This window comes from Amycolatopsis minnesotensis (genome assembly GCF_039529815.1).
Lineage (GTDB): Bacteria > Actinomycetota > Actinomycetes > Mycobacteriales > Pseudonocardiaceae > Amycolatopsis > Amycolatopsis minnesotensis.
This window is the reverse complement of sequence record NZ_BAAANN010000033.1, coordinates 78,269-98,893: the sequence shown is the minus strand read 5'-3', so window position 1 is coordinate 98,893 and position 20,625 is coordinate 78,269. Positions and strand designations below refer to the sequence as shown.

The following is a 20,625-nucleotide window of genomic DNA, read 5'->3' as shown; positions in this document are numbered from 1 at the left end:
CTAAACGTCGTCGGCGGGCGCGGCTGCCCGGATCCGCCCGTGGCAGGCCCGGAGCGCGTTCAGCGGGCTAACCGTCGCGGGCGGCCACGGGGGGCCTGGGCTGCGTTTAGCGGGCTAAACGTCGCGCGGGTTTCAGGCGGCGAGGAAGTCGGCGAGGGGGACCGGGGTCAGGCCGTCGCGCCGCGCCTGGTCGAGGAAGGCGGTGAAGTCCTCGGCGAAGGTCTTGCGGAAGTGCATGAGCACGATGTCGCCCGGCTTCAGCTTGGTGCCGGACTGGAACTGGACCTGCCCGTCGTTCACCGAGGCGGTCCACAGCACGGTCGCCCGCATGCCGCACGACACGGCGGCGCGCAGCGTGGTCTGGTCGTAGTTGCCGAACGGTGGCCGGAACAGCGCCGGGCGCCTGCCCAGCTCCTGCTCGAAAGCGTCGGCGGTGTCGCAGATCTGCTTGCGCTGGAAGTCGAACGACTTGCCGCGCAGGTTCGGGTGGTCGACCGTGTGGTCGCCGAGCTCGGCGCCGGTGCTGTCCAGGATGGACCGGAAGTACGCCTCGTGGCCCTTGACGTAGCGCTGGTTGAGGAACAGCACGGGCCGCGTGCCGGACTGCTGGATCAGCTGCTGCGCCTCGGGCGCCTTCACCGCGCCGTCGTCCATGGTGATGAACACGTACGGCTTGGTGGTCGGGACGCGGCGGAGCACCGGGGTCTCACCGTTCGCGAGCGGCGGTGCCTTCTCCTGCGCGTCGCCGAACCGGTACGGCGGCACGAACTGCGGGCCCGCCGGTGCCGGGTTGTCCTGCGAAGGCGGTGGTGGCGGCGGTCCGGCGGGCGTGTCCGTCGAGCACGCGGCCAGCCCGAGGCTCAGGGTCAGAGCCAGGGCCCCCAGCGCACGGCGACGACGAGATGGAGCGAATGTCACAGTACGTCCCCTTTTTTGCTTGCTCTGTCGAGATTTCCGCGATGCCAACTACACGATCGGGGGACGTTCAAGTCGATCATGGGTTGCGGAAAGTGACCCGACGCACCGGCTACCGCTCGGCCGCCTTCACCAGGCGCGAGGACAGGAACCGGATGACGGTCCGGAACGCGGCGAGTGCGGGCGCGCCGGTGCCGGGCGCCTTCTCGTGGAACGAGCCGGACCAGCGCACGTCCGTCCCGCCGGTGGAGGTCGGTGTGAACGTCACGACGCCGAGGTAGTCCCGCACCGGCGCGAAGCCCGCGAACCGGTAGGCGTGCTTGCGATCCTGTTCGTACTCCACGGTTTCCTCGCGGAGCAGCACCGGCCACAGCCCGACGCACCTGATCGCGCCGATGCCGCCGGGCCGTTCCGCTTCACGGGCCCACTTCGACTGGATGATCAGCGGTTTCGCCCAGTCCGACCAGCGCGCGCCGTCGGCCACGAGCGCGAACAGCCGCTCCGGTGGCGCGCTGCTGGTGCGGTTGACCTCGAACGAGAACTTCCGGGCCATCGCGGACCTCCGTGATCGGTGTTGTTGGCCGCAAGATAACGCCAGTGCGGTAGCCGTGGGTCAAGATGTGACGGTGAGCAAGCGCCCGGATTTCGCCGCCCCGCACTGGCTCGTGCACCTGCTGCGCAGCAAGCGCGAGCCGGTGCCGTGGACGAGGGCGCTCCGCGCGCCGATCGCGCTCGCGGTGCCGCTGGCCGTCGGGTACGCGTTCGGGAACATCGGGCTCGGCGCGCTCGCGTCGACCGGCGCGCTGCCCACCGTGCTGTCGGAGGCCGCCGGCCCCTACCGGTACCGCCTGCGACGGCTCGGCGGCGCGACGGCGGCGGCGGGCGCCGGTTACCTGATCGGCCTGGTCAGCGGCGCGAGCCTCGCCGCGACCATCGCGGCCGTGGTGCTGGTGGCCGCGGTGTCGGCGCTGATCAGCGCGGCGGGCAGCAACGCGTCGGTGGCGGGCCTGCAGCTGTTCGTGTTCTGCGTGATCGGCACCGGCCAGCACGCGACCGGCGTCCGGATCGAGGTTTCGCTCCTGTGCTTCCTCATCGGCGCGGTGTGGAGCCTGTCGGTCGCGCTGGTCGGCTGGACGTGGCGGGCGACGAGCCCCGAGCGCACCGCGGTCGCGCACGTCTACATCGAACTCGCCGCGATGCTTTCGGCGACCGACGCGGACACCTCCCGCGCGGCGCGCAACCAGCTCACCACCGCGATGAACACCGCGTACGACCGGCTGCTGACCGCGCGGTCGTGGCTGTCCGGCCGGGACGCGGCGTACCGCAAGCTGCTGAACCTGCTGTCCGCGTCGACGCCGGCGGTGGAGGCCTCGGTCGCGATGGTCAACGCGGGCCGGTCGGGGCCGCCGGAGGCGGTCGGCTACCTCACCTCGGTCGCCGCGTCCGTGCTCGCGGACCAGCCGGTGCCGGAACCACCCGGGCTCGACGAGCGGTACCACCCGCTGCAGGCGGGGCTGGCGAGGATCCCGGCCGGTGCGTCGCGCCAGCGGCCCGCGCGCGTCCCGGCGACGGCCCGCTTCCGCGAATGGGCGGAGTCGCTGATCTCCGGCCCGCTGACCTGGATCGCCGCGTTGCGGCTGAGCCTGTGCGTCGCGCTCGCGGAGGTCGCCGGGCTGCTGCTGCCGCTCGAACGCTCCTACTGGCTGACGCTCACCGTCGGCATCGTGCTGAAACCGGATTTCGGCTCGGTGTTCGGGCGGGCCGTGCTGCGCGGTATCGGCACCGTGGTCGGCGTCGGCATCGGCGCGGCGGTGCTGGGCCTCGGCGCGCAGGGCTGGCCGCTGGTCGTGCTGATCGCGCTGTTCGCGACGGGCGTGGCGATCGGCAAGGTCCGCAACTACGGCGTGCTCAGCGCCTTCGTGACCCCGCTGATCATCCTGCAGATGGACCTGTCGAGCCACGGTGACTGGTCGGTGGTCGTGGCGCGGCTCGTCGACACCGTGCTCGGCTGCGTGATCGTGCTCGTCTTCGGCTACCTGCTGTGGCCGGGCAGCATGCGGCCGCGGGTCGGCGGCAGGCTCGCGGACACCTGCGAAACCGTCGCGACATACGTGACGCAAGCGCTTGCGGGCACTGGTGACCTGGCCGAACGCTCCCGCGCGCGCCGCCGTGCGTACCGTGCGCTCGCGGATCTGCGGACCGCCTTCCAGCAGGTGGTGGTGGAGCCGTCGGCGGCGGGACGGCAGGCGGTGGCGTGGTGGCCGGTGATCGCCGGGCTGGAACGCGTGACGGACTCGGTGACCGAGGTCGTGGTGACCGTCGAGCACGGCGCTCCGCGCCCCGGCGAGAGCGACATCGAACTGCTCACGACCGCGCTGACCGAGATCGCGACGTCGATCCGCGAGCAGCGGGATCCGCGGTCGCTGCCGGTGCCCGAGACCGAGCAGCTTTCCGGCGTGGTGGACCAGCTGACCACGGTGTTCGACGCGGTGCGCGGGCCCGATCTCGCCGAACGGTCGCCGATGCGCCTCGTGCGCCGGTTCCTCCCGTCGTCGCGCCGACGGGCCTGACCAGGCGCGACCGCTCGGGATTACCCCGGGCCGGGTGAGTTCGCGTTGCGAGATCCGGCGCCGGGGGTTGGGATGGACGGGTGGAAGGGCCCGGACCGTCCGCGGCCCGCCGCGAAGGAGTTCCAAGATGGGCATCGACTTCGACGAACTGAAGAACAAGGCCACCGACGCGCTGAAGCAGCACGGCGAGAAGGTCGAACAGGGCATCGACAAGGCGAGCGACTTCGCGAAGTCGAAGTTCGGCGACCACTCCGACAAGATCGACAGCGCCAGCGGCAAGGCCAAGGACTTCCTCAACAAGAACAAGGAAGGCGGCCAGGACGGCGGCGGCGAGCAGCCCCCGCCCGCGCCGCCCCAGTGACAGCGGGCCGGTCCCGGCGTGCTCAGGCTCCGGGAGCCTGAGCACGCCGAGCCCCGGCACCGGGACTGCCGTTGCGGGGCCGGATTCGCGGTACTGAGCGCCGAGAACGCTCCTTCGGGGCTTCGCCCCCGCCACGGGGCGTCCTGTCGACTCTGGCGCTGCTTCTCGCACCTTCGCGAGCACGGCTGCTCATGCCGCGAAGGTGCCCTTCAGGGAAAAGCGAAGGTCAGTTCACTTCGCCGATGGCGGTGTCGCCAGCCAGCGAGGTGACCCGGCCGCCGCGTTCGCCGAGCGCGCAGAGCCCTTCGCGGGCGTTGGGCGCCGCGAGGTTCACCCTGACCCCGGCCCGGTGCACGTCACGGGTGGCGGCAAGCGCTTGCGCGCCTTCGTTGCCCGCGTTGATCGTGACGGCGAGGCCGCCGGTCGACGCGAGCGAGCCGCGCATCGCGCCGAGCCTGCCGAGCGCCTCGTCCAGCACGGGCAGCAGCGCGTGGCGGTTGCCTTCGGTCATCGCGCGCACGAGTTCGGGGCGGGTGCCCGCGACGCGGGTGCCGTCGGTGTAGGAGCCGGCGGCGAGCGACATGGCCAGCGGCCCGCCCTGGGCGCCGACCGCGGCGAGCACCGCGGCGAGCAGATGTGGCAGGTGGGAGATCCTGGCGACGGTTTCGTCGTGCGAGTCGGCGGGGATCGGCACGACGTGCGCGCCGAGGTCGAGCGCGAGCTGCGCGACTTCGGCCCAGATGCCGAGGTCGGTGTCCTCCTCGACGCAGGCCACCCAGGCCGAGCCGCCGAACAGCGCCGCGTTGCCCGCGCGCCACCCCGATTCCGCGGTGCCCGCCATCGGGTGCCCGCCGACGAACCGCGCCGACGGCACGAACCGGCGCACCGAGTCGAGCACCGGGCCCTTGACGCTGGTGACGTCGGTCAGCGCGGCGGACGGGGCGCTCTCGGCGACCTCGCGGAGCACCGGTTCGATCGCGGGCAGCGGCACCGCGAGGACGACCAGCGCGTCCTGGTCGCCGGCGCGCCGCAGCGCCTGGGGGACTTCCATGACGTCGTAGCCGTCAGCGCGCGCGGCTGCCGCGTCCCCCTCGGAGGAGGTCGCGCCCCAAACCGTCCTGCCGACCGCGGAGGCGGCGCGCAGCACGGAGCCGCCGATCAAGCCGAGGCCGATCACACATACGTCTCGCACGGGGGTTCATCCTGCCAGTGCCCGCGGACGGAGGTGACGACGCGTGCGCGAACGGCGACCCGGCCGGGCTCCGGTGCCGTTTCCCCGTGCCGGACAGCACAACTATCCATTGTGTACTAAAAGGTCATTCATGTTGCGCGACAACAAAAAGTAGCGTAAAGCACTGTCCACAGTGTAGTCAGTTGGCGGCGAAGGCCGCGTCGGCCGCCACCTGCAGCCCGATCGGCAGCTCGGTGCGCCGCCGGACGTTCAGCTTCCGGTACACCCTGGTGAGGTGCTGCTCCACGGTGCTCACCGTGATGTAGAGCTTCCGCGCGATTTCCAGGTTCGTGTGCCCCAGCGCGGCCAGTTCGGCCACGCGGCGCTCGGCGTCGGTCAGCGCCGTCGCCTGCCGGGTGCGGCCCCGCCTGCGGGAACCCCCGTCGCGTTGGGCCGCGCCGGAGGCCGCGCGGCCGGGGTGCGAACCGGGCACGCACCGCGCGCAGTGCTCGCCGCCGCAGGTTTCCGCCGGTTCTCCCCCGCCCTGCCGCACGGTGGCGAGTTCCGCGCGCACCCGCGCCACCTCCAGCAGGTCACCGCAGGCCACCAGCTCGTGCTCCGCCGCGCGCAGCAGTTTCCCGGGATCGGCCACGTGGTTCGCCGCCGCGCGCAGCGAGATGCCGCGCGAGCGCGAGTGCCCGTCGCCGCAGCGGGCGAGCTGTTCGACGGCGAGCCGTTCCGCCGCGGCGCGCTCGCCGAGGCGCAGATGCGCTTCGGCCGCCGCCGAGCGCCACGGCACCAGCGCGGGCACGTCCAGCCGCCACCGCGTCATCAGTTCGCCGCACAGCCGGAAGTCGGCGAGCGCCGCGTGGAGCCGGTTCGTCGCCAGCCGGTGCTGACCCCGCGCGTACAGCAGGTGGAGCCCCGCCCTGGACTCCACCACCGCGCGCGGCAACGGTTCGGCCAGCAGCGCCGCGACCTCCGCGTGTTCGCCCTCCGCGGTCAAGGCGAGCACCAGCGCGCCCAGTGCCACGCCCGCGGCGGGGACCAGGCCGGACGGGGGCAGGTGCGCGAGCGCCGTCCTCGCACTGGCGGCGGCCGCGGGCACGTCGCCGAGCCGGAGCGCGGTTTCCGCGCGGAGTGCGGAAAGTGCCGCTTCCCAGCTCGGAGCCCCGCGTTCGGCCGCTTCGGCGAGCAGGAGGTCGCACCACGGCCCGGCCTTGCCCGCGCGGTCCGCGTAGAGAAGCGTGAGCAGCGCGCTTTCGATCGGGTCGATCGTGCTGTCGCCGAGCCGCACGCTTTCCAGCACCTGTTCCGCCCCGGCGATCGCCTCCTTGACCGCTCCCCGGGTGAGCACGGCGTGCAGGGCGTTGGTCGCCGTCCGGCGCGGGTCGGCCTCCACCACCGGGGCGAGCCCGGTGCGCGCTCCGGTGCCCTGCCGGGGAATCCGGGGGCTCGGCGCCCGTTCGAGCTGCGCTGGATGGGAAACGGCGAGCCACCGGCGGGTGGTGATGAGGTCCGCGGCGCGGGAGGTGCCGTGCTCGCCGTGGCACCGGCGCAGGACCTCCGCGGCCTCCTCCGCGCGCCCGTGCCACAACAGGTGGCGCAGCGCGGAATGCGCGTGCGCGCCGTCGAGGTGCCCGGTGCGCACCGCCGCCACCAGCGCTCCCATCCGGCGCGCGGTCGAAGCGGGGTCGATCCGCCATTCCGCGTCCGCCAGCGCGACCAGGACTTCCGCGCGCACGGCCTCGTCGCCGCACAGCCGCAGCGCGAGTTCGAGGTACCGCACGGCCGGTTCGACCCGATCGCCGAGCAGCGCGTGGTGCGCGGCCTCCCGCAGGGCGGGCACCGCCCACGGCTTCGCGGGCCCGCCCGCCGCCAGCAGGTGTTCGGCGACGGCGGTGGCGGGCGCGTTCCGCTCGTGCCGCAGTTCCGCCGCTTTCCCGTGCAGCGCGGCGAGTGCGGCGGGGCCGAGGTCGTGCCGCACCGCGGCGGGCGCCGCCGGGTGCCGGAACCCGTTCGGGGCCAGCAGTCCCGCCGCGGTCAGCGTCCGCGTCGCACCCGCGGCGAGCGCCGGATCGAGGTCGAGCAGGCGTGCGATGTCGTGGCTGTCCGCGTCACCGCCGAGCACGGCGATCCCGCGCGCGACGCGCAGCGCGAGGTCGTCGCCGCGGCGCAGGCAGGTCACCACGGCTCGCCGGAAGGCCTCGCCGGCCACCGGCGCCCAGTCGTGCCCGGCGCCGAGCGTGCTCAGGGCGGTGTCGTGGTCTTCGAGCAACGCCTTGAGCAGCAACGGGTTTCCGCCGCTGGCCGAGTGGAACTCCGCGGCGGGGCCGGATCCCCGGCGGGAGAGCGCGGTCCGGACCCCGGCGAGGCTCAGCGGGGCGAGCCGGACGCGGTGCGAGTGCGGCTGGCGCAGCAGCTCGGAGTGGAACAGGGGATCGGCATCGCGGGTTTGGTCGGTCTCCCCGAGCAGCACCGTGGCGCGCGCCGCGCGAAGCCGCTTGACGAGTGCGAGGACGCATCGCAGGGAAGCGGGATCGCCGTGCTGGATGTCGTCGGCGACGAGCACCACCGGCTTCTCGGCGGTGAGTCCCGCGAGCAGTGCGGACAGCTCGTGCACGACCGTCGTGCGCACGTGCCCGGAGCCTTCGCCGCGCGAGGCCCCGGAAAGCAGGCGTTCGGCCCGTTCCCTCGCCGCGGGGTCGAGCGGCGCGTCGGTGATGAGCTGGCTGAACAGGGCCAGCGGCGTGCCGCGTTCCGCCGCGGCGCCCAGCGCGGTCAGCACGACCGCCCCTCGTCCGGCCGCCACGGCAGCGGCCACGGTCAGCAGTTCGGTCTTGCCGGAGGCGACGGGCCCGCTGACGAGCGCGCAGTTCCCGGCACCGCCCGCCGCGTCGTCGAAAAGGGCGGTCAAGGTTGCCAGCTCGTCCGCCCGTTCGGTCAAAACCATGGCGACTCGTCCCTTCCCCCGATATGCGGTGCGACCGGCCGGGTTCCCCAGGAATACCGCCCGGCCGAGCGGGTCACGATTGTCAAACTAGCAGCGACCGGCGCGCCGGTCGATGGAGTGGAAAACCGGAAAACGGCCGCGCAAAGGCGGTCGCCCGGCATTCCGCGACGGCTCGCGCCGCCGCGCCCGCGCCGGTCGGAAGGGCCGAGAAATCCCTCTGCACCAGCATGGTGAGCTGGTTCACACCAGGCGTCCCTGCGGTGCGTCCGGTCGGCATCGCGGCGTCTTGCCGCCCGTTCGCCCGAAGCCTGCCCCGCTGTCGCTTCTAGGGGTACCCCTAGTGCTCAGTCCGCATTTCGCAATCGTGTCAACGCGGACGGAAAAAACGCGCGAGCGTCAGGAACGGGCAGCGGAAAGTGACGATCGCGCGGTTTCCGTACTGGCTGCCGGCGCAATACTGGGTGAGTTTCCAGAATTCGCGGGAGAAGCACTGGTGAATCGGTGCCGGCGGGTCAGAGCGGGATGTTGCCGTGGTGCCCGCGTCCGGCGGGCGCCGCGGCCAGTGCCGCGGTGACGCGGTGCCGCGTCTCCGTCGGCTCGATCACCTCGTCGACGACGCCGAGCGCCATCGCGCGCGCGACCCCGCCCGCGTTTTCCCTGTGCTCCTCGATGAACGAGGCGCGCAGCGCTGCCACGTCCTCCGGTGCGGCGGCCTTGAGCTTCTTGCGGTACAACACTTCCACCGCCGCCTCGGCGCCCATCACGGCCACCTCGGACTCCGGCCACGCGAACACGTTCGTCGCGCCGAGCGAGCGCGAGTTCATCGCGATGTACGCGCCGCCGTAGGACTTCCTGGTGATCAGCGTGACCCGGGGGACCACCGCCTCGGCGAAGGCGTGCAACAGCTTCGCGCCGCGGCGCACCACGCCGTCCCATTCCTGGCCGACCCCCGGCAGGTAGCCCGGCACGTCCACCACGACCAGCAGCGGGATGCCGAACGAATCGCACAGCCGCACGAACCGCGACGCCTTCTCCGCCGACAGCGAGTCGAGGCAGCCGCCCTTGCGCAGCGGGTTGTTCGCGACGATGCCGATCGAGCGCCCGGACAGCCTGCCGAGCCCGATCACCATGTTCGGTGCCCACTTCGGCTGGAACTCCAGGAACTCGCTGCGCTCCGGAGTGTCCAAAAGGGACTTCAGCAGCGGGTGCACGTCGTAGGCGCGGCGCGGGGATTCGGGCAGGTGCGCCGCGAGGTCGCGGGACTCGCGCGCGGCCTGCATGTCGAACAGGCCCGGTTTGGCGAAGTAGCCGGTGAGCAGCCGCGCCCGGTCGTAGGCCGCCGGCTCGGACTCGGCGGTGATGTGCACGACGCCGGAGCGGCGCCCGTGCGCGTCCTGCCCGCCGAGGCCCTCCATGTCGATCTGCTCGCCGGTCACGCTGCGCACCACGTCCGGCCCGGTGATGAACACCCGGCCGGCGGGCGCCATGATCACCACGTCGGTGAGCGCGGGCCCGTACGCCGCGGCGCCCGCGGCCGGGCCGAGCACCACCGAGATCTGCGGCACCTTGCCCGAGGCCCTGGTCATCGCCGCGAACATCCGGCCGACGCCGTGCATCGACTCGACGCCGTCGGCGAGCCGCGCGCCACCGGAGTGCCAGAGCCCGAGCACCGGGCACCGGTCGCGCACCGCGATGTCGATGGTCTCCACGATCCGCTGCGACCCGGCGAGGCCGAGCGCGCCGCCCATCTTGGTGGCGTCGGTGCAGAAGGCCACGACCGGGCTGCCGTCGATGCGGCCGCGGACGGCGTGGACGCCCTCGTTGTCCTCGCCGGGAAGCGGCACCGGCGAACCGGCGTCGAGCAGCTGGGCGAGGCGGTGCGCCGGTGCGCGGAAGTCCGGCGGCGCCTCGGTGGCGGTGTCACTGGCCAAAAGTGTCATGACGTCCCTCGTGCCGGTGTCGGATGTGCCCGTGCTGGTCTGGTCCCGTGCGGCCGCTGGAGCTCAGCGCGGGCCGGACATCGCCGAAAGCGTTCGCGAGATGGTGTCGATGACCTTCGGCGCGTGCTCGTTCAGGAAGAAGTGCCCGCCGCCGTAGGTGTCCAGCTCGAAGTCGCCGGTCGTGTGCTCGCCCCACGCCCGCACTTCGTCGATGGTCGCCTTCGGGTCCGAGTCGCCGACCATCGCGTGGATCGGGGTCTCGAGCTTGGGGCCGCCGTCGGTGAATTCGAAGCGGTAGGTCTCGGCCGCCTTGTAGTCGCTGCGGATCGCGGGGAGCACCGAGCGGAGGATCTCGTCGTCGTCGAGCACCTGCGAGTCCGTGCCGGAGAGCGCCTTGATCTCCTTGATCAGGCCGTCGTCGTCGCGCTCGTGCACCCGCTCGTCGCGGAACCGGGACGGGGCGCGGCGCCCGGAAGCGAACAGCTTCACCGGAACGGTGCCCCGCTGTTCCAGCCGGAGCGCGATCTCGAAGGCGAGCGACGCGCCCATGCTGTGGCCGAACAGCGCCAGCGGCCGGTCGGTCCACGCGTCGAGCAGCGGCGCGATCGCGTCGGCGAGCCCGGCGAGGGTGCCGATGCACTCCTCGCGCCTGCGGTCCTGCCGCCCCGGGTACTGCACGGCCAGCACTTCGACCTTCGGGGAGAGCGATCGCGAGACCGGGAAGAAGTAGCTCGCGGAGCCGCCCGCGTGCGGCAGGCACACCAGCCGCACGGGTGCGTCCGGCGCCGGGTGGAACCGCCGGATCCACAGTGCCGCGTCGTCGTTGCCTGTCACGTCGTCATCCCCCAGCCAGTCGGGAAGCACCTGCCTTCACCGAGTGTTCTAGCAGTTCCGGGCCGGTGAAAACCCCTAGAAACCCCAACTCGCGGGCCCGTCTCGCGGGGACGGGAGTCACTGCGAGTGATCCTCTTGCCTTCAGGGAGTCGCGAAGGGGGATGGAGACGTTTTCCGGCCCCTTTCCTCCGTTGGTATTAATACTTTGGTCACGAGATTCGGGCCGGGCGGCGGTGAAGGGCATTCCGCTCGCAGGGGTCGCGCTCCAACGGGCGACGTGACCAGCGGTTTCGACCGGGCTTCCCGCTACCGTCGGCTATTTCGCGCCGTCGAAAGTTCATTCCCCGTGGTTTCTGTTGCCGGTGCCGTTCCGGGCTCGATAACTTCATTCCCGGAGATGCCCGCCCGCGACGCGGAAAGGAACCAGGTCTGGATGGCGACGAAAAGGGGAGGCGGCATCTATGACCTCGGCATGGTGCTCTGCTGCGTCGCGGGCGGGCTCTTCGGCGTGGTGCCGCTGGCACAGCGCGTGTTCGGCACGGACCAGACCGGCCTCTACCGGAAGGTGACGGCCGGGCTGGACCTCGGCGGGCCGTGGGCCTACCTGGTGCCCGGCGGCGCGGTCGTGCTCGCGGTGCTGCTGATCGCCGCACTGGACGCCGCGAAGCAGCGGAGGCTCCGGGCATGAGCGAGCCGCTGGAACTGGTACCGCCGCGGCACCGGGTGCCGTCGCGCGCGATGCGCTGGTGGACCGTGCGGGCCGCGATCACCGATGTGGTCCTGCTCGCCGTCGTGGCGGGGTGCGCCGTGTGGCTGCGGGGGGTGCTGCCGGGGGCACTGCTGACGGCGATCGCCGTGGTGGCCGTGCTGACCGCGGCCGCCTACCTGGTGCTGATGCCGCGCGTGCGGTACCGGGTGCACCGGTGGGAGGTCACCGCCGACGCGGTGTACACGTCCTCGGGCTGGGTCTGGCAGGAGTGGCGGGTGGCGCCGCTCTCGCGCGTCCAGACGGTGGACACCGAACGGGGCCCGCTGCAGCAGCTCTTCGGACTGGCCACGGTGACCGTGACGACCGCGTCCTCGGCGGGCGCGGTGAAGATCGCGGGCCTGTCGCACGAGGTCGCGAAGGACGTGGTCCGGACTCTGACCGCGGTCACCCAGTCGACCCCCGGCGACGCGACATGACCGCGGAGGCGCCTCCGGAAACCCCCGAAGTGCCGTGGCGGCGGCTGAGCTGGCGGATGCTGGCCGTCAACGCGAAGTGGCTGGTGCCGCCGGTGCTGTCGGTGGCCGTGTACGCCGTGTTCACCGGCGGGAACCTCGGCAAGGAGGCGTTCACCCGGCTCGGGATCCTCACCGGGATCTTCGTGCTGGTGCTGCTCGGGGAGACGGTGGACGTGCTGACCACCCGGTTCCGCGTCACCGGGGAGCGGTTCGAACTGCGCAGGGGTGTCCTCGCGCGACGGCACAAGTCGATCCCGCTGGACCGGGTCCGGCGGGTCGACGTCACCGCGAACCCCCTCCACCGGATGCTCGGGCTCGTGGTGCTGCGCGTCGGCACCGGGCAGCGGCAGGACGGCGAGGAGCTGAAGCTCGCCGCGCTGCGCAAGGACGAAGCCGAGCGGCTTCGCGCGGGCCTGGTGACCGGATCCGGCGAGCCGCGGCGCGGTGCGGGCGTGCTCGCCGAGCTGAGGTGGTCGTGGCTGAGGTACTCGCCGCTGACCGTCACGGGCGTGCTCGGCATCGCCATCCTGGCCGGGGCCGGCATCCGCGCGCTGGAGGTCTTCGGCATCAGGCCGAACGACGTCTTCGCGTGGGTTCGCGGGCTGTTCGGCGAACTCGAACTGTGGAAGGTGCTCGCGGTGCTCGCCGCGGGCCTGATCGTGCTGGGCGTACTCGGCTGCCTCGTCGCGTTCGCCGACGAATGGTGGGGCTACCGGTTCGAACGCGCCGAGGACGGCGCCTTCCACGTGCGGCGCGGCCTGCTGACGAAACGGAACCTCTCGCTCGACGAAAGCCGCGTGCGCGGCGTCGAACTCGTCGAGACGATGCTGATGCGCTCTGCGGGCGCCGCGCGCGTCGACCTCATCTCCTCGGGCATGGACGCGGAGCCCGGGGAAGGGCCGCGGCTGAAGTCGGTGACCCCGGCCGTGCCCGCGGCCGAGGCGAACCGGATCGTCGCGGAGATCGTGGGCGAGTCCCCGCCGCCGACCGCGGAGGCGTGGCTCGAACCGCACCCGAAAGCGGCGCTGCGCAGGCGGCGGCTGCGCGCCGTCCTCGTCGTGCTCGTGCCGGCGGCCGTGCTGGCGCTGGTCGGTGCGCTGGTCCAGCCGGTACTGGTCGCCGTGGCCGCGGTCGCGGCGGTCGCGCTGGTCCCCGTCGCGCTGCTGCTCGCCGCGGACGCCTACCGGGCGCTCGGGCATCGCGTGCGCGGCAGGTACCTGGTCGTCCGCGCCGGGACGGCGGACCGGCGGACCGTGGCACTGCGCCGCGACGGCGTGCTCGCGATGACGATCCGCCGCTCGCCGACGCAGCGGCTGTCCGGCCTGGCGACGGTGGTCGTGGCGACCTCGGCGGGCAAGGGCGCCGCCTACCTGATCCGGGACGCCGGTTTCGACGGCGCGCTCGCGGTGGCCGACGAAACCGTTCCGGGACTGTGGAGCCCTTTCGTGCGGCGGGGCTAACCGCTGATCGCGTCGTGGACGAGGATCGCGATCTGCACGCGGTTGTTGACGCCGAGCTTGGCGAGCAGGCGGGAGACGTGCGCCTTCACGGTCGCTTCGCTGAGGTACAGCCCGGCGGCGATCTCGGCGTTGGAACGGCCGCGGCCGACCTCGACGGCGACCTCCCGCTCGCGTTCGCTCAGCCCGTCGAGCACCGCCTTGGCCGCATCGCGGCCGTCCGTGCCGGCGGTGCCGCCGAAGTGCTCGATCAGGGTCCTGGTCACGGCGGGCGAAAGGATCGCGTCGCCGGCGGCGACGGAGTGCACCGCGCGCACGATGTCCTTCGGCGGGGTGTCCTTGAGCAGGAAGCCGCCCGCGCCCGCGCGCAGCGCGCCGAAGACGTACTCGTCGAGGTGGAACGTGGTCAGCACGATCACCTGCGGCGGCTCCGGCAGTTCGCGCAGTTTCGCGGTGGCGGTGATGCCGTCCAGGTCCGGCATCCGGATGTCGATCAGCACGACCTCCGCGCGCGAATCGAGCGCGGCCTCGACGGCGTCGCCGCCGTCCGTGGCCTCGCCGACCACCTCGATCTCGTCGGACGAGGAGAGGATCGTCCGCAGGCCGGCGCGGACGAGCGCGTCGTCGTCGACGAGCAGCACCCGCACGGGGCTCACGCGTCCCACCTCAGCTTCGCGTCCACCACGAAATTCCCCTCCGGTCCCGGTCCGTACGACAGTGTGCCGCCAACCAGGCCGACCCGTTCACTCAGCCCGGCGAGGCCGCTGCCGGAACCGGGAAGCCGGTCGTCCGGCTCCGCCGCGGCCGCGCTGCGCACGGTCACCCGCAGGCCGTCACCGGGCCCGCCGGTCACCGACACGGTGGTTTCGGCGCCGGGTGCGTGCTTGTTCACGTTCGTCAGCGCTTCCTGCACCACGCGGTAGGCGGCGCGGGCGAGCGGGTCCGGCGCGTCCTCGTACCGGGTGACGTCGAAGTCGAGGCGCACCGGGGCGCCGGCCAGCTCGGACTCCTCGACGAGCTTCGGGATGTCGCGCGGGCTGGCCGGCTTCGACGGTGCCCCCTCGGCGTCGTCGCGCAGCACGCCGATCACGTCGCCGAGTTCGACCAGTGCCTGGCGCGCGCTGCCCCTGATCAGCTCCGCGGTCGAGCGCACGTCGTCGGCGGGCAGGTCCGGCCGCACTTCGAGGCCACCGGCGTGCAGCGCGATCAGCGACACCCGGTGCGCCAGCACGTCGTGCATTTCGCGGGCGATCCGCGCCCGCTCCTCTTGGCGCGCCCTGTCCGCGAGCAGCCGCTGCTCCTCCTCGACCCGTTCCGCGCGCTCCTGGAGCAGGCGGCGCTCCGCCTCCGCCCGGTCGGCGCGCTCCCGGAAGGTGAACACGAGCTGACGCCGCGCGCGGGCGAACATGCCCCAGGCCAGGAACGCGAGGAGCAGCGCGTACACCGGCGCCACCTGGGACCACAGCGAGTCCCGGCCGGGCAGGATGAGGAAGTACGCGGTGCCCGCGGCGGCGTTGAGCGCGGTGATCACGAGCGCGACGGTCGCGCGGAAGTGCACCGCCACGGTGAAGATCGCCATCAGCGACGGCGCGAACGCGACCGTGGAGACCGTGCAGGCGACCGCGGTGCCGACGGCGAACCCGATCGGCCGGGCACGCCGCAGGAACACCGCGAGGCACGAGATCCCGCCGAAGGCCAGGTCGGAGTAGAACTCGGCCGGGGTGAGCAGCAGCCCGCCCTGCACCACGAGCACGAGCATGGCGCCACCGCCCAGCAGGGAGCAGAGGAAGAGCGTGACGTCGACCAGCCAGTCCCGCACGGTCCGCCGGGCCGGCTGCCCGCCCTCGTCCCAGTTGTCCGGCAGCAGTGCGCCGGGGACGAGCCACGGCAGGTCGACGCCCGCCTTCCGCCGCACGGTCACCGCCGCCCCGCCGAGTTCCACTGTGGACAGTCCATCGGGTCAGCGCAGTGCGTCCAGCGCGAAGGCCGCGTGCATCGCGACGCCGTGGTCCAGCGCGTCCTCGTCGAACAGCACGCGGTTCGAGTGGATGGCCGCGGCGTCGGCGGGCCCGGTGCCGGGAGGGCAGGCGCCGAGGAACGCCATCGCGCCCGGAACGCGTTGCAGCACATAGGAAAAGTCCTCGGCGCTCATCAGCGGGTCCAGCATCGGCTCGGCGTGCTCCTCGCCGAGCGCGTCCCCGGCGAGCGCCAGCACCCGCGCGGCCTCCGCCGGGTCGTTCACGGTCACCGGGTAACCCGGTTCGACGTCGGCGAGCACGCGGCAGCCGTGCGCCTGCCCGATCGCTTCGCACACCTTCGGCAGCTCCTCGCGCACCAGCGCCCGCGTCCGCTCGGACAGCGTGCGGATGGTGCCCTCCAGCTCGGCGACCTCGGGGATGATGTTGCTGGTCGTCCCGGCGGCGATCCTGGCCACCGACACCACGGCAGGTTCGAACACGCTGACCCGCCGCGTGATCATCGTCTGCAGCGCGCCCACCATGGCCGCGGCCGCCGGCACCGGGTCGATCGCCTGGTGCGGCGCCGACCCGTGCCCGCCCTTCCCGGTGACGCGCACGGAGAACCTGTCGGCCGAGGCGAGGAACGGCCCCGGCCTGGTCGTGATCACGCCCGAGGGCAGGTTCGCGTAGACGTGCAGCGCGAACGCCCGCTCGACCTGTTCGCCCGCCGCGTCGAGCACGCCTTCGTGGATCATGTGCCGCGCGCCGTGGTAGCCCTCCTCACCCGGCTGGAACATGAACACCACCGACCCGGCCAGCTCCCCGGCGTGCGCGGAGAGCAGGTGCGCGGCGGAAACCAGCATCGCGACGTGCGCGTCGTGGCCGCAGGCGTGCATCGACTCCGGCACCGTGGAGGCGAAGCCGAGCCCGGTTTCCTCGTGCAGCGGCAGCGCGTCCATGTCCGCCCGCAGCAGCACCGCCGGGCCGGGCCTGCCGCCGCGCAGCACGGCGGTCAGCGCCGTGCTGCCCTTGCCGGCGGTGGTTTCCAGCGGCAGTCCTTCGAGCGCGGCCTCGATCTTCGCCAGCGTTTCCGGCAGGTGCAGCCCTTCCTCCGGGTACCGGTGGATCGCCCGGCGCAGCTCGACGGTTTTCGGGTGCAGCTCGCGCGCCTCGGCGAGCAGCCCGGCGAGGCGGGCGTCGGGCAGCGACGGCAGGTCCGTTGGTCCGGTCATGCCGTCGATACTGGCATCTCCCGGCCACGTCGTGGCGTGCTCCGCGTGGCACCTGCCCGGTATACGGTATGCCCATGGCGGGAGAAGAGCCGGTCGCCGGCTTCGCGATGGCCGTCGTCAGGGAAGACGGCCGGTGGCGATGCAGCGCACTCGACAACGCGGCACTCGCCGAGCTGGACGCGGCGATCACCGCGCTGGCGAAGATGCGGTCGACCGGCGCGGTCTTCGGGCTCCTCGCGGTCGACGAAGAGTTCTTCGTGATCGTGCGGCCGAGCCCGCGCGGCGCCTCGCTGCTGCTGTCCGACGCCGCGGCGGCGCTGGACTACGACATCGCCGCCGACGTGCTCGACCTGCTGCGCGTCGACCCGCCCGACGAAGAGGACGAGTCCGTCTGGCCGGAAGGGGACCTGGAGGTCCTCGCCGACCTCGGGCTGCCCGGTGCCGAGCTGCAGGTGATCGTCGGCGAGGTCGAGCTGTACCCCGACGAGCAGCTCCAGATGATCGCGCAGCGCTGCGGGTTCGAGAACGAGTTCACCGCGCTGCTCGACGAGCTCTGACCATGCCGTCGGACCCCGACGCGATCCGGCAGGCACTCGCCGTCGCGCGCGGTGCGGGCGACGACATCCCGATCGGCGCCGTCGTCTACGCACCCGACGGTGCCGTCCTCGCCAGCGCCCGCAACGCCAGGGAAGAACTGGGCGACCCGACCGCGCACGCCGAAACGCTCGCGCTGCGGCAGGCGGCCTCGGTGTTCGGCGACGGCTGGCGGCTCGACGGCTGCACGCTCGCGGTGACCGTCGAACCGTGCACGATGTGCGCGGGCGCGCTCGTCCTGGCCCGCGTGGCACGCGTGGTCTTCGGGGCGTGGGAGCCGAAGACCGGCGCGGTCGGCTCCCTGTGGGACGTGGTGCGCGACCGCAGGCTCAACCACCGCCCCGAGGTCGTCGGCGGCGTACTGGCCGACGAGTGCGCCGCGCTCGTCGAGGACTTCTTCGCCGAACGGCGCCGCCACCCGGAGGGGTGACGCGACGATTAGCCCGCGAAAGGCACGGGTAGTCCCAGGTCGAGGCCGGTTCGAACGGATCGGCCTCCCCGATGAAGGAGGACCCTCTCGTGAGCATCTTCGACAAGGCCAAGGACAAGGCCGAGCAGGCTATGGGCACGGCCAAGGAGAAGCTCGGCAACGCGACGGACAACGACGACCTTCGCGATTCGGGCAAGGCCGACCAGACCTCCGGCGAAGTCAAGGAAGCCGGGCACGACCTGCGCGACAAGGCTCAGGGCGCCGTCCAGGACGCCAAGGACAAGTTCGGCAACTGACCCAGCCCGCTCGCGAACGGCCCGTCCCAGCTCGGGGCGGGCCGTTCGCCTGCGTGACGGGGGGTTGTGGGCGCGCGAACGCCGTGCAGTAACCTAGTCGGCGGTAGCGTGTCCGAGCGGCCGAAGGAGCGCGCCTCGAAAGCGCGTGACGGGCAACCCCCGTCCGTGGGTTCAAATCCCACCGCTACCGCTCTGAACAGGCGAAACGCCGGTTCCCCGAAGTCGGGGGAACCGGCGTTTCGCTGTCTCAGTAGGTGTTCGTCTCAGTTTCCGTCTCACTTGCCCCTAAACGGCCGCTGGCAGGCCGTCCTCGTCGCCGCTGTCGTCCTCGTCGTCGGCAGGCTTCTCCGGCGTCCAGTAGAGCCCGCCAACCTGGTCGGCAATCGCAGCGGTGACCTCGGTGGTGATGTGCTGGTACCGCGTCGTCATCGACGTCTCGGACCAGCCCATGACGTCCATCACCGCCCGTTGGGGGATACCGAGCACCAGCAGCATCGTTGCGGCCGTGTGCCGAGCGTCGTGAAGGCGGGCATCGCGCACCCCTGCCCGCTTCAAGAGCGCTTTCCACGATCCGTGGTCCACCCTGATATGGGTGGGTCGTCCCACGTGGTTCGTGAAAACCCAGCCCTCTTCGTGCCACATGTCACCCGCGCGCTGGCGCTCGACGTCTTGCTTACCGCGGTGGTCCTTCAGGATCTTCACCAACGCGGCCGGGAGCCCGATCGTGCGCTTACCCGCACGCGATTTCACTTCGGCCGTCACCATTCCGCCCCCGTGTTTCCTCGGGCAGTGCCCGGCGTACCGGTGGCCGCACGAATTCTTGGCAGCGTATCCGTTGTCGAGATGCTCCGGGCTAGTAGTTAGTCCGCATTCGGCACGAACCGTGCCGGAAATTCTTTTATGTTACTCCGTTGCGGCGCAGCAGATAGCAAATTTGTTGGCTAACGAGGCGCCCGCTAATGTGTTCTTGAAATAATTTCTTAAGAATTGAGTCTGAATCTAGGCGGCAAGTTCATCGACTAGTTCTTCCCGCTTAGACCATGCGCGCGCCTTGACTGAGTAGTTTTCGAAAGCTTGCGCTATCTCTGGGGTAATCTTCGACTTCCTGTCATTAATAAGGGCAAAGAACTGGATGTTAGCACGGGCTTCTCTTGTGTCGCTCACCGAGAAAAGCATATTCTGAACCCGGTCTCGACGTGGGGTATTTATAACCTGCACTATCCGCTCTGGGGCACCTTTTGACTTGGGTATAACAAAGTCGGCAAGATGGTCCAGGCCGCTCTTTCCGGAGAACTTGGCTCTTGCGATATAACGGACGTTCTTTTCTTCCAGGAAGTTTGCAACATCATCCATGAAGAGGCCATGGATGCTTGGCTGGGAAAGCACAAACATGTCGTCAACGCTGAGCATTGCCTGAATGAGGCTATGTAACCTCTGGCCAAGATCGTCTGAGGTTGCCTTAGTTTGTAGCTCGGATCCTTCAAGTACTACGCCATGGCCACTCAATATTTCAGAGAATAGCTCTTCTCTGCGGCTTCCTTTGCCGTCTACGCCGCTGGACCTGAGTTCCGACGTGATATAGCCGTCGTCTGTCAGTAGGTAGGAATTGTTCTCTTGCTGTTCGGCGTAGACTTGGATGTAATCGTTGTGTCGATCAAGAAAAGGCGTAGTCAGTTCGGATACCTTGCTATCAATTACTTCTTCGCTGACTTCATTCTTAAGCCAAGAAATGTAGGAGTCAGCAAGCAAATTCCTGCTCACGTCAAGCCTCCTTGCAGTTCGGGCTCGGGTAAATTAATCTCGCGACAGAAGAAGTTCAGCGCCTCTGCGGGGTCGGCAAAATTATCTACTGTCTCGGCCCATTTGTCGAGGTCGCCCTCTCGGTACTTGTGAAGGTGTGGAAATCCAATCACCGTGCCGTCGGGGTTGCCATGCGGTACGGAGGTACATAGTCGCGCTAGCACGATGTCACGCCGATACCGAAGTTGAAACCGAGCCTTGAGCGGGTTGCGCAGCGAACGTCTGACATCAAGCAGGAAGTGGTCATTACCATCGTCGCTCTCGACGGCGTAGTCATGATCAGCTCCCTGTTCGAGGTCAACACGCAGTGATCTACTGTACACCTTGCGTGCACGAAGTAGCTGGTCTGCGTGCCACTGCTCCAGCATCCCAGTCTCCTACTCTTAGCGCACCAGAGCTAGGCTACGACTGCTGTGATCTCTATGCGGGGTAACACGCCAGGGGAGCGGGCTCGGCGGTGGCACTAGAGTCGAGCGATGCCGGAGGAGCCCTGCTCAGGGAATGACCTGCACATCCGGGACGAGCTGGATCCCTCGTCGCACTACCTAACAGTCTCAGTTTCCGTCTCATTCACGCCGGCGCACGGTCGGTCGTGAGCGTCCAACATCGGGGCTTCACCAGCGCTTGGACGGTCGCTGAACCCTGCTGTACGCGGGGGAGCGCCACTCGAAAGCGCGTGACGGGCAACCCCCGTCCGTGGGTTCAAATCCCACCGCTACCGCTCGCCGGAGGCGACGTGACCCGCGGAAAACGCGGACCACGTCGCCTCCGTCATTTTTCTGGTGGGCAACCCCAGACCTGCCCGCGAGCCAGCCATCAGACCTCGCATGGTGCCCACCTGCGGTCCGCGCCGAAGGCGCCCACCACCCGCTCACCTACCTCCGAGTGCC

20 protein-coding genes and 1 tRNA gene are annotated in these 20,625 nt (G+C 70.8%); 9 read left to right on the top strand and 12 right to left on the bottom strand.

Going from position 1 to position 20,625, the window contains the following annotated elements:
• Positions 1 to 132: 132 nt before the first annotated feature.
• Both ABD256_RS33355 and ABD256_RS33350 read right to left on the bottom strand, forming a co-directional pair.
• Positions 133 to 876 (bottom strand): polysaccharide deacetylase family protein, encoded by a 744-nt coding sequence (locus ABD256_RS33355; RefSeq protein WP_425546565.1) that lies wholly within the window; start codon positions 874 to 876, stop codon positions 133 to 135.
• 151 nt (positions 877 to 1,027) lie between these two features.
• The gene (locus ABD256_RS33350; RefSeq protein ID WP_344428295.1) at positions 1,028 to 1,468 is read right to left on the bottom strand and encodes an SRPBCC family protein; all 441 of its coding nucleotides are present in this window, start codon (positions 1,466 to 1,468) and stop codon (positions 1,028 to 1,030) included.
• Positions 1,469 to 1,541: 73 nt separating this feature from the next.
• Between ABD256_RS33350 and ABD256_RS33345 the strand changes: the two genes are divergently transcribed.
• On the top strand, positions 1,542 to 3,485 hold the full coding sequence (locus ABD256_RS33345; RefSeq protein WP_344428292.1) for an FUSC family protein: 1,944 nt from the start codon (positions 1,542 to 1,544) through the stop codon (positions 3,483 to 3,485).
• 127 nt (positions 3,486 to 3,612) lie between these two features.
• Positions 3,613 to 3,846, top strand: a complete 234-nt coding sequence (locus ABD256_RS33340) for an antitoxin (RefSeq protein WP_344428290.1) — start codon at positions 3,613 to 3,615, stop codon at positions 3,844 to 3,846.
• A 226-nt stretch (positions 3,847 to 4,072) separates the two neighbouring features.
• Here the strand turns inward: ABD256_RS33340 and ABD256_RS33335 are convergent, their stop codons facing one another.
• The 4 genes from ABD256_RS33335 to ABD256_RS33320 form a co-directional block, all read right to left on the bottom strand.
• The gene (locus ABD256_RS33335; protein WP_344428347.1) at positions 4,073 to 5,023 is read right to left on the bottom strand and encodes a prephenate dehydrogenase; all 951 of its coding nucleotides are present in this window, start codon (positions 5,021 to 5,023) and stop codon (positions 4,073 to 4,075) included.
• 193 nt (positions 5,024 to 5,216) lie between these two features.
• On the bottom strand, positions 5,217 to 7,970 hold the full coding sequence (locus ABD256_RS33330; RefSeq protein WP_344428287.1) for an ATP-binding protein: 2,754 nt from the start codon (positions 7,968 to 7,970) through the stop codon (positions 5,217 to 5,219).
• A 512-nt stretch (positions 7,971 to 8,482) separates the two neighbouring features.
• Positions 8,483 to 9,910 (bottom strand): acyl-CoA carboxylase subunit beta, encoded by a 1,428-nt coding sequence (locus ABD256_RS33325; protein ID WP_344428284.1) that lies wholly within the window; start codon positions 9,908 to 9,910, stop codon positions 8,483 to 8,485.
• Between the two features lie 63 nt (positions 9,911 to 9,973).
• On the bottom strand, positions 9,974 to 10,744 hold the full coding sequence (locus ABD256_RS33320) for a thioesterase II family protein (protein WP_344428281.1): 771 nt from the start codon (positions 10,742 to 10,744) through the stop codon (positions 9,974 to 9,976).
• 397 nt (positions 10,745 to 11,141) lie between these two features.
• On the opposite strand from ABD256_RS33320, the gene ABD256_RS33315 reads away from it, so the two are divergent.
• The 3 genes from ABD256_RS33315 to ABD256_RS33305 are packed head-to-tail and all read left to right on the top strand — an operon-like array spanning position 11,142 to position 13,428.
• The gene (locus tag ABD256_RS33315; protein WP_344428279.1) at positions 11,142 to 11,432 is read left to right on the top strand and encodes a hypothetical protein; all 291 of its coding nucleotides are present in this window, start codon (positions 11,142 to 11,144) and stop codon (positions 11,430 to 11,432) included.
• Positions 11,429 to 11,929: a PH domain-containing protein gene (locus ABD256_RS33310; protein WP_344428276.1), complete on the top strand. Its 501-nt coding sequence runs from the start codon at positions 11,429 to 11,431 to the stop codon at positions 11,927 to 11,929. Before ABD256_RS33315 ends, ABD256_RS33310 begins: the two co-directional genes overlap by 4 nt.
• Entirely contained in the window at positions 11,926 to 13,428 is a 1,503-nt protein-coding gene (locus ABD256_RS33305; RefSeq protein WP_344428273.1) for a PH domain-containing protein, read from the top strand. Before ABD256_RS33310 ends, ABD256_RS33305 begins: the two co-directional genes overlap by 4 nt.
• On the opposite strand, the gene ABD256_RS33300 is transcribed toward ABD256_RS33305, so the two are convergent.
• Genes ABD256_RS33300 through ABD256_RS33290 form a run of 3 tightly spaced genes read right to left on the bottom strand, consistent with a single transcriptional unit; the run spans position 13,425 to position 16,615 of the window.
• Entirely contained in the window at positions 13,425 to 14,081 is a 657-nt protein-coding gene (locus ABD256_RS33300) for a response regulator (protein WP_344428270.1), read from the bottom strand. The two genes, ABD256_RS33305 and ABD256_RS33300, sit on opposite strands and share 4 nt — an antisense overlap.
• Positions 14,078 to 15,367, bottom strand: a complete 1,290-nt coding sequence (locus ABD256_RS33295) for a sensor histidine kinase (protein WP_344428267.1) — start codon at positions 15,365 to 15,367, stop codon at positions 14,078 to 14,080. The genes ABD256_RS33300 and ABD256_RS33295 overlap by 4 nt, the downstream gene beginning before the upstream one ends.
• Before the next feature lie 18 nt (positions 15,368 to 15,385).
• Positions 15,386 to 16,615 carry a M20 metallopeptidase family protein gene (locus tag ABD256_RS33290; protein ID WP_344428265.1) on the bottom strand — a complete coding sequence of 410 codons (1,230 nt, stop codon included), beginning with the start codon at positions 16,613 to 16,615 and terminating at the stop codon, positions 15,386 to 15,388.
• 74 nt (positions 16,616 to 16,689) lie between these two features.
• Between ABD256_RS33290 and ABD256_RS33285 the strand changes: the two genes are divergently transcribed.
• The 4 genes from ABD256_RS33285 to ABD256_RS33270 all read left to right on the top strand — a co-directional run bounded on the left by ABD256_RS33285 (position 16,690) and on the right by ABD256_RS33270 (position 18,125).
• Entirely contained in the window at positions 16,690 to 17,172 is a 483-nt protein-coding gene (locus ABD256_RS33285; protein ID WP_344428263.1) for a tRNA adenosine deaminase-associated protein, read from the top strand.
• Between the two features lie 2 nt (positions 17,173 to 17,174).
• Complete coding sequence (locus ABD256_RS33280; RefSeq protein WP_344428261.1) at positions 17,175 to 17,639, top strand: nucleoside deaminase; 465 nt, start codon at positions 17,175 to 17,177, stop codon at positions 17,637 to 17,639.
• 89 nt (positions 17,640 to 17,728) lie between these two features.
• Positions 17,729 to 17,935 (top strand): CsbD family protein, encoded by a 207-nt coding sequence (locus ABD256_RS33275; protein ID WP_344428258.1) that lies wholly within the window; start codon positions 17,729 to 17,731, stop codon positions 17,933 to 17,935.
• Positions 17,936 to 18,037: 102 nt separating this feature from the next.
• Positions 18,038 to 18,125, top strand: a tRNA-Ser gene (locus ABD256_RS33270).
• Positions 18,126 to 18,220: 95 nt separating this feature from the next.
• Here ABD256_RS33270 and ABD256_RS33265 read toward each other — a convergent pair.
• The 3 genes from ABD256_RS33265 to ABD256_RS33255 all read right to left on the bottom strand — a co-directional run bounded on the left by ABD256_RS33265 (position 18,221) and on the right by ABD256_RS33255 (position 20,103).
• On the bottom strand, positions 18,221 to 18,700 hold the full coding sequence (locus ABD256_RS33265) for a tyrosine-type recombinase/integrase (protein WP_344428255.1): 480 nt from the start codon (positions 18,698 to 18,700) through the stop codon (positions 18,221 to 18,223).
• A 234-nt stretch (positions 18,701 to 18,934) separates the two neighbouring features.
• Positions 18,935 to 19,696 (bottom strand): DUF1828 domain-containing protein, encoded by a 762-nt coding sequence (locus ABD256_RS33260; protein WP_344428252.1) that lies wholly within the window; start codon positions 19,694 to 19,696, stop codon positions 18,935 to 18,937.
• Complete coding sequence (locus tag ABD256_RS33255; RefSeq protein WP_344428249.1) at positions 19,693 to 20,103, bottom strand: DUF6978 family protein; 411 nt, start codon at positions 20,101 to 20,103, stop codon at positions 19,693 to 19,695. Before ABD256_RS33255 ends, ABD256_RS33260 begins: the two co-directional genes overlap by 4 nt.
• Positions 20,104 to 20,625: the final 522 nt, after the last annotated feature.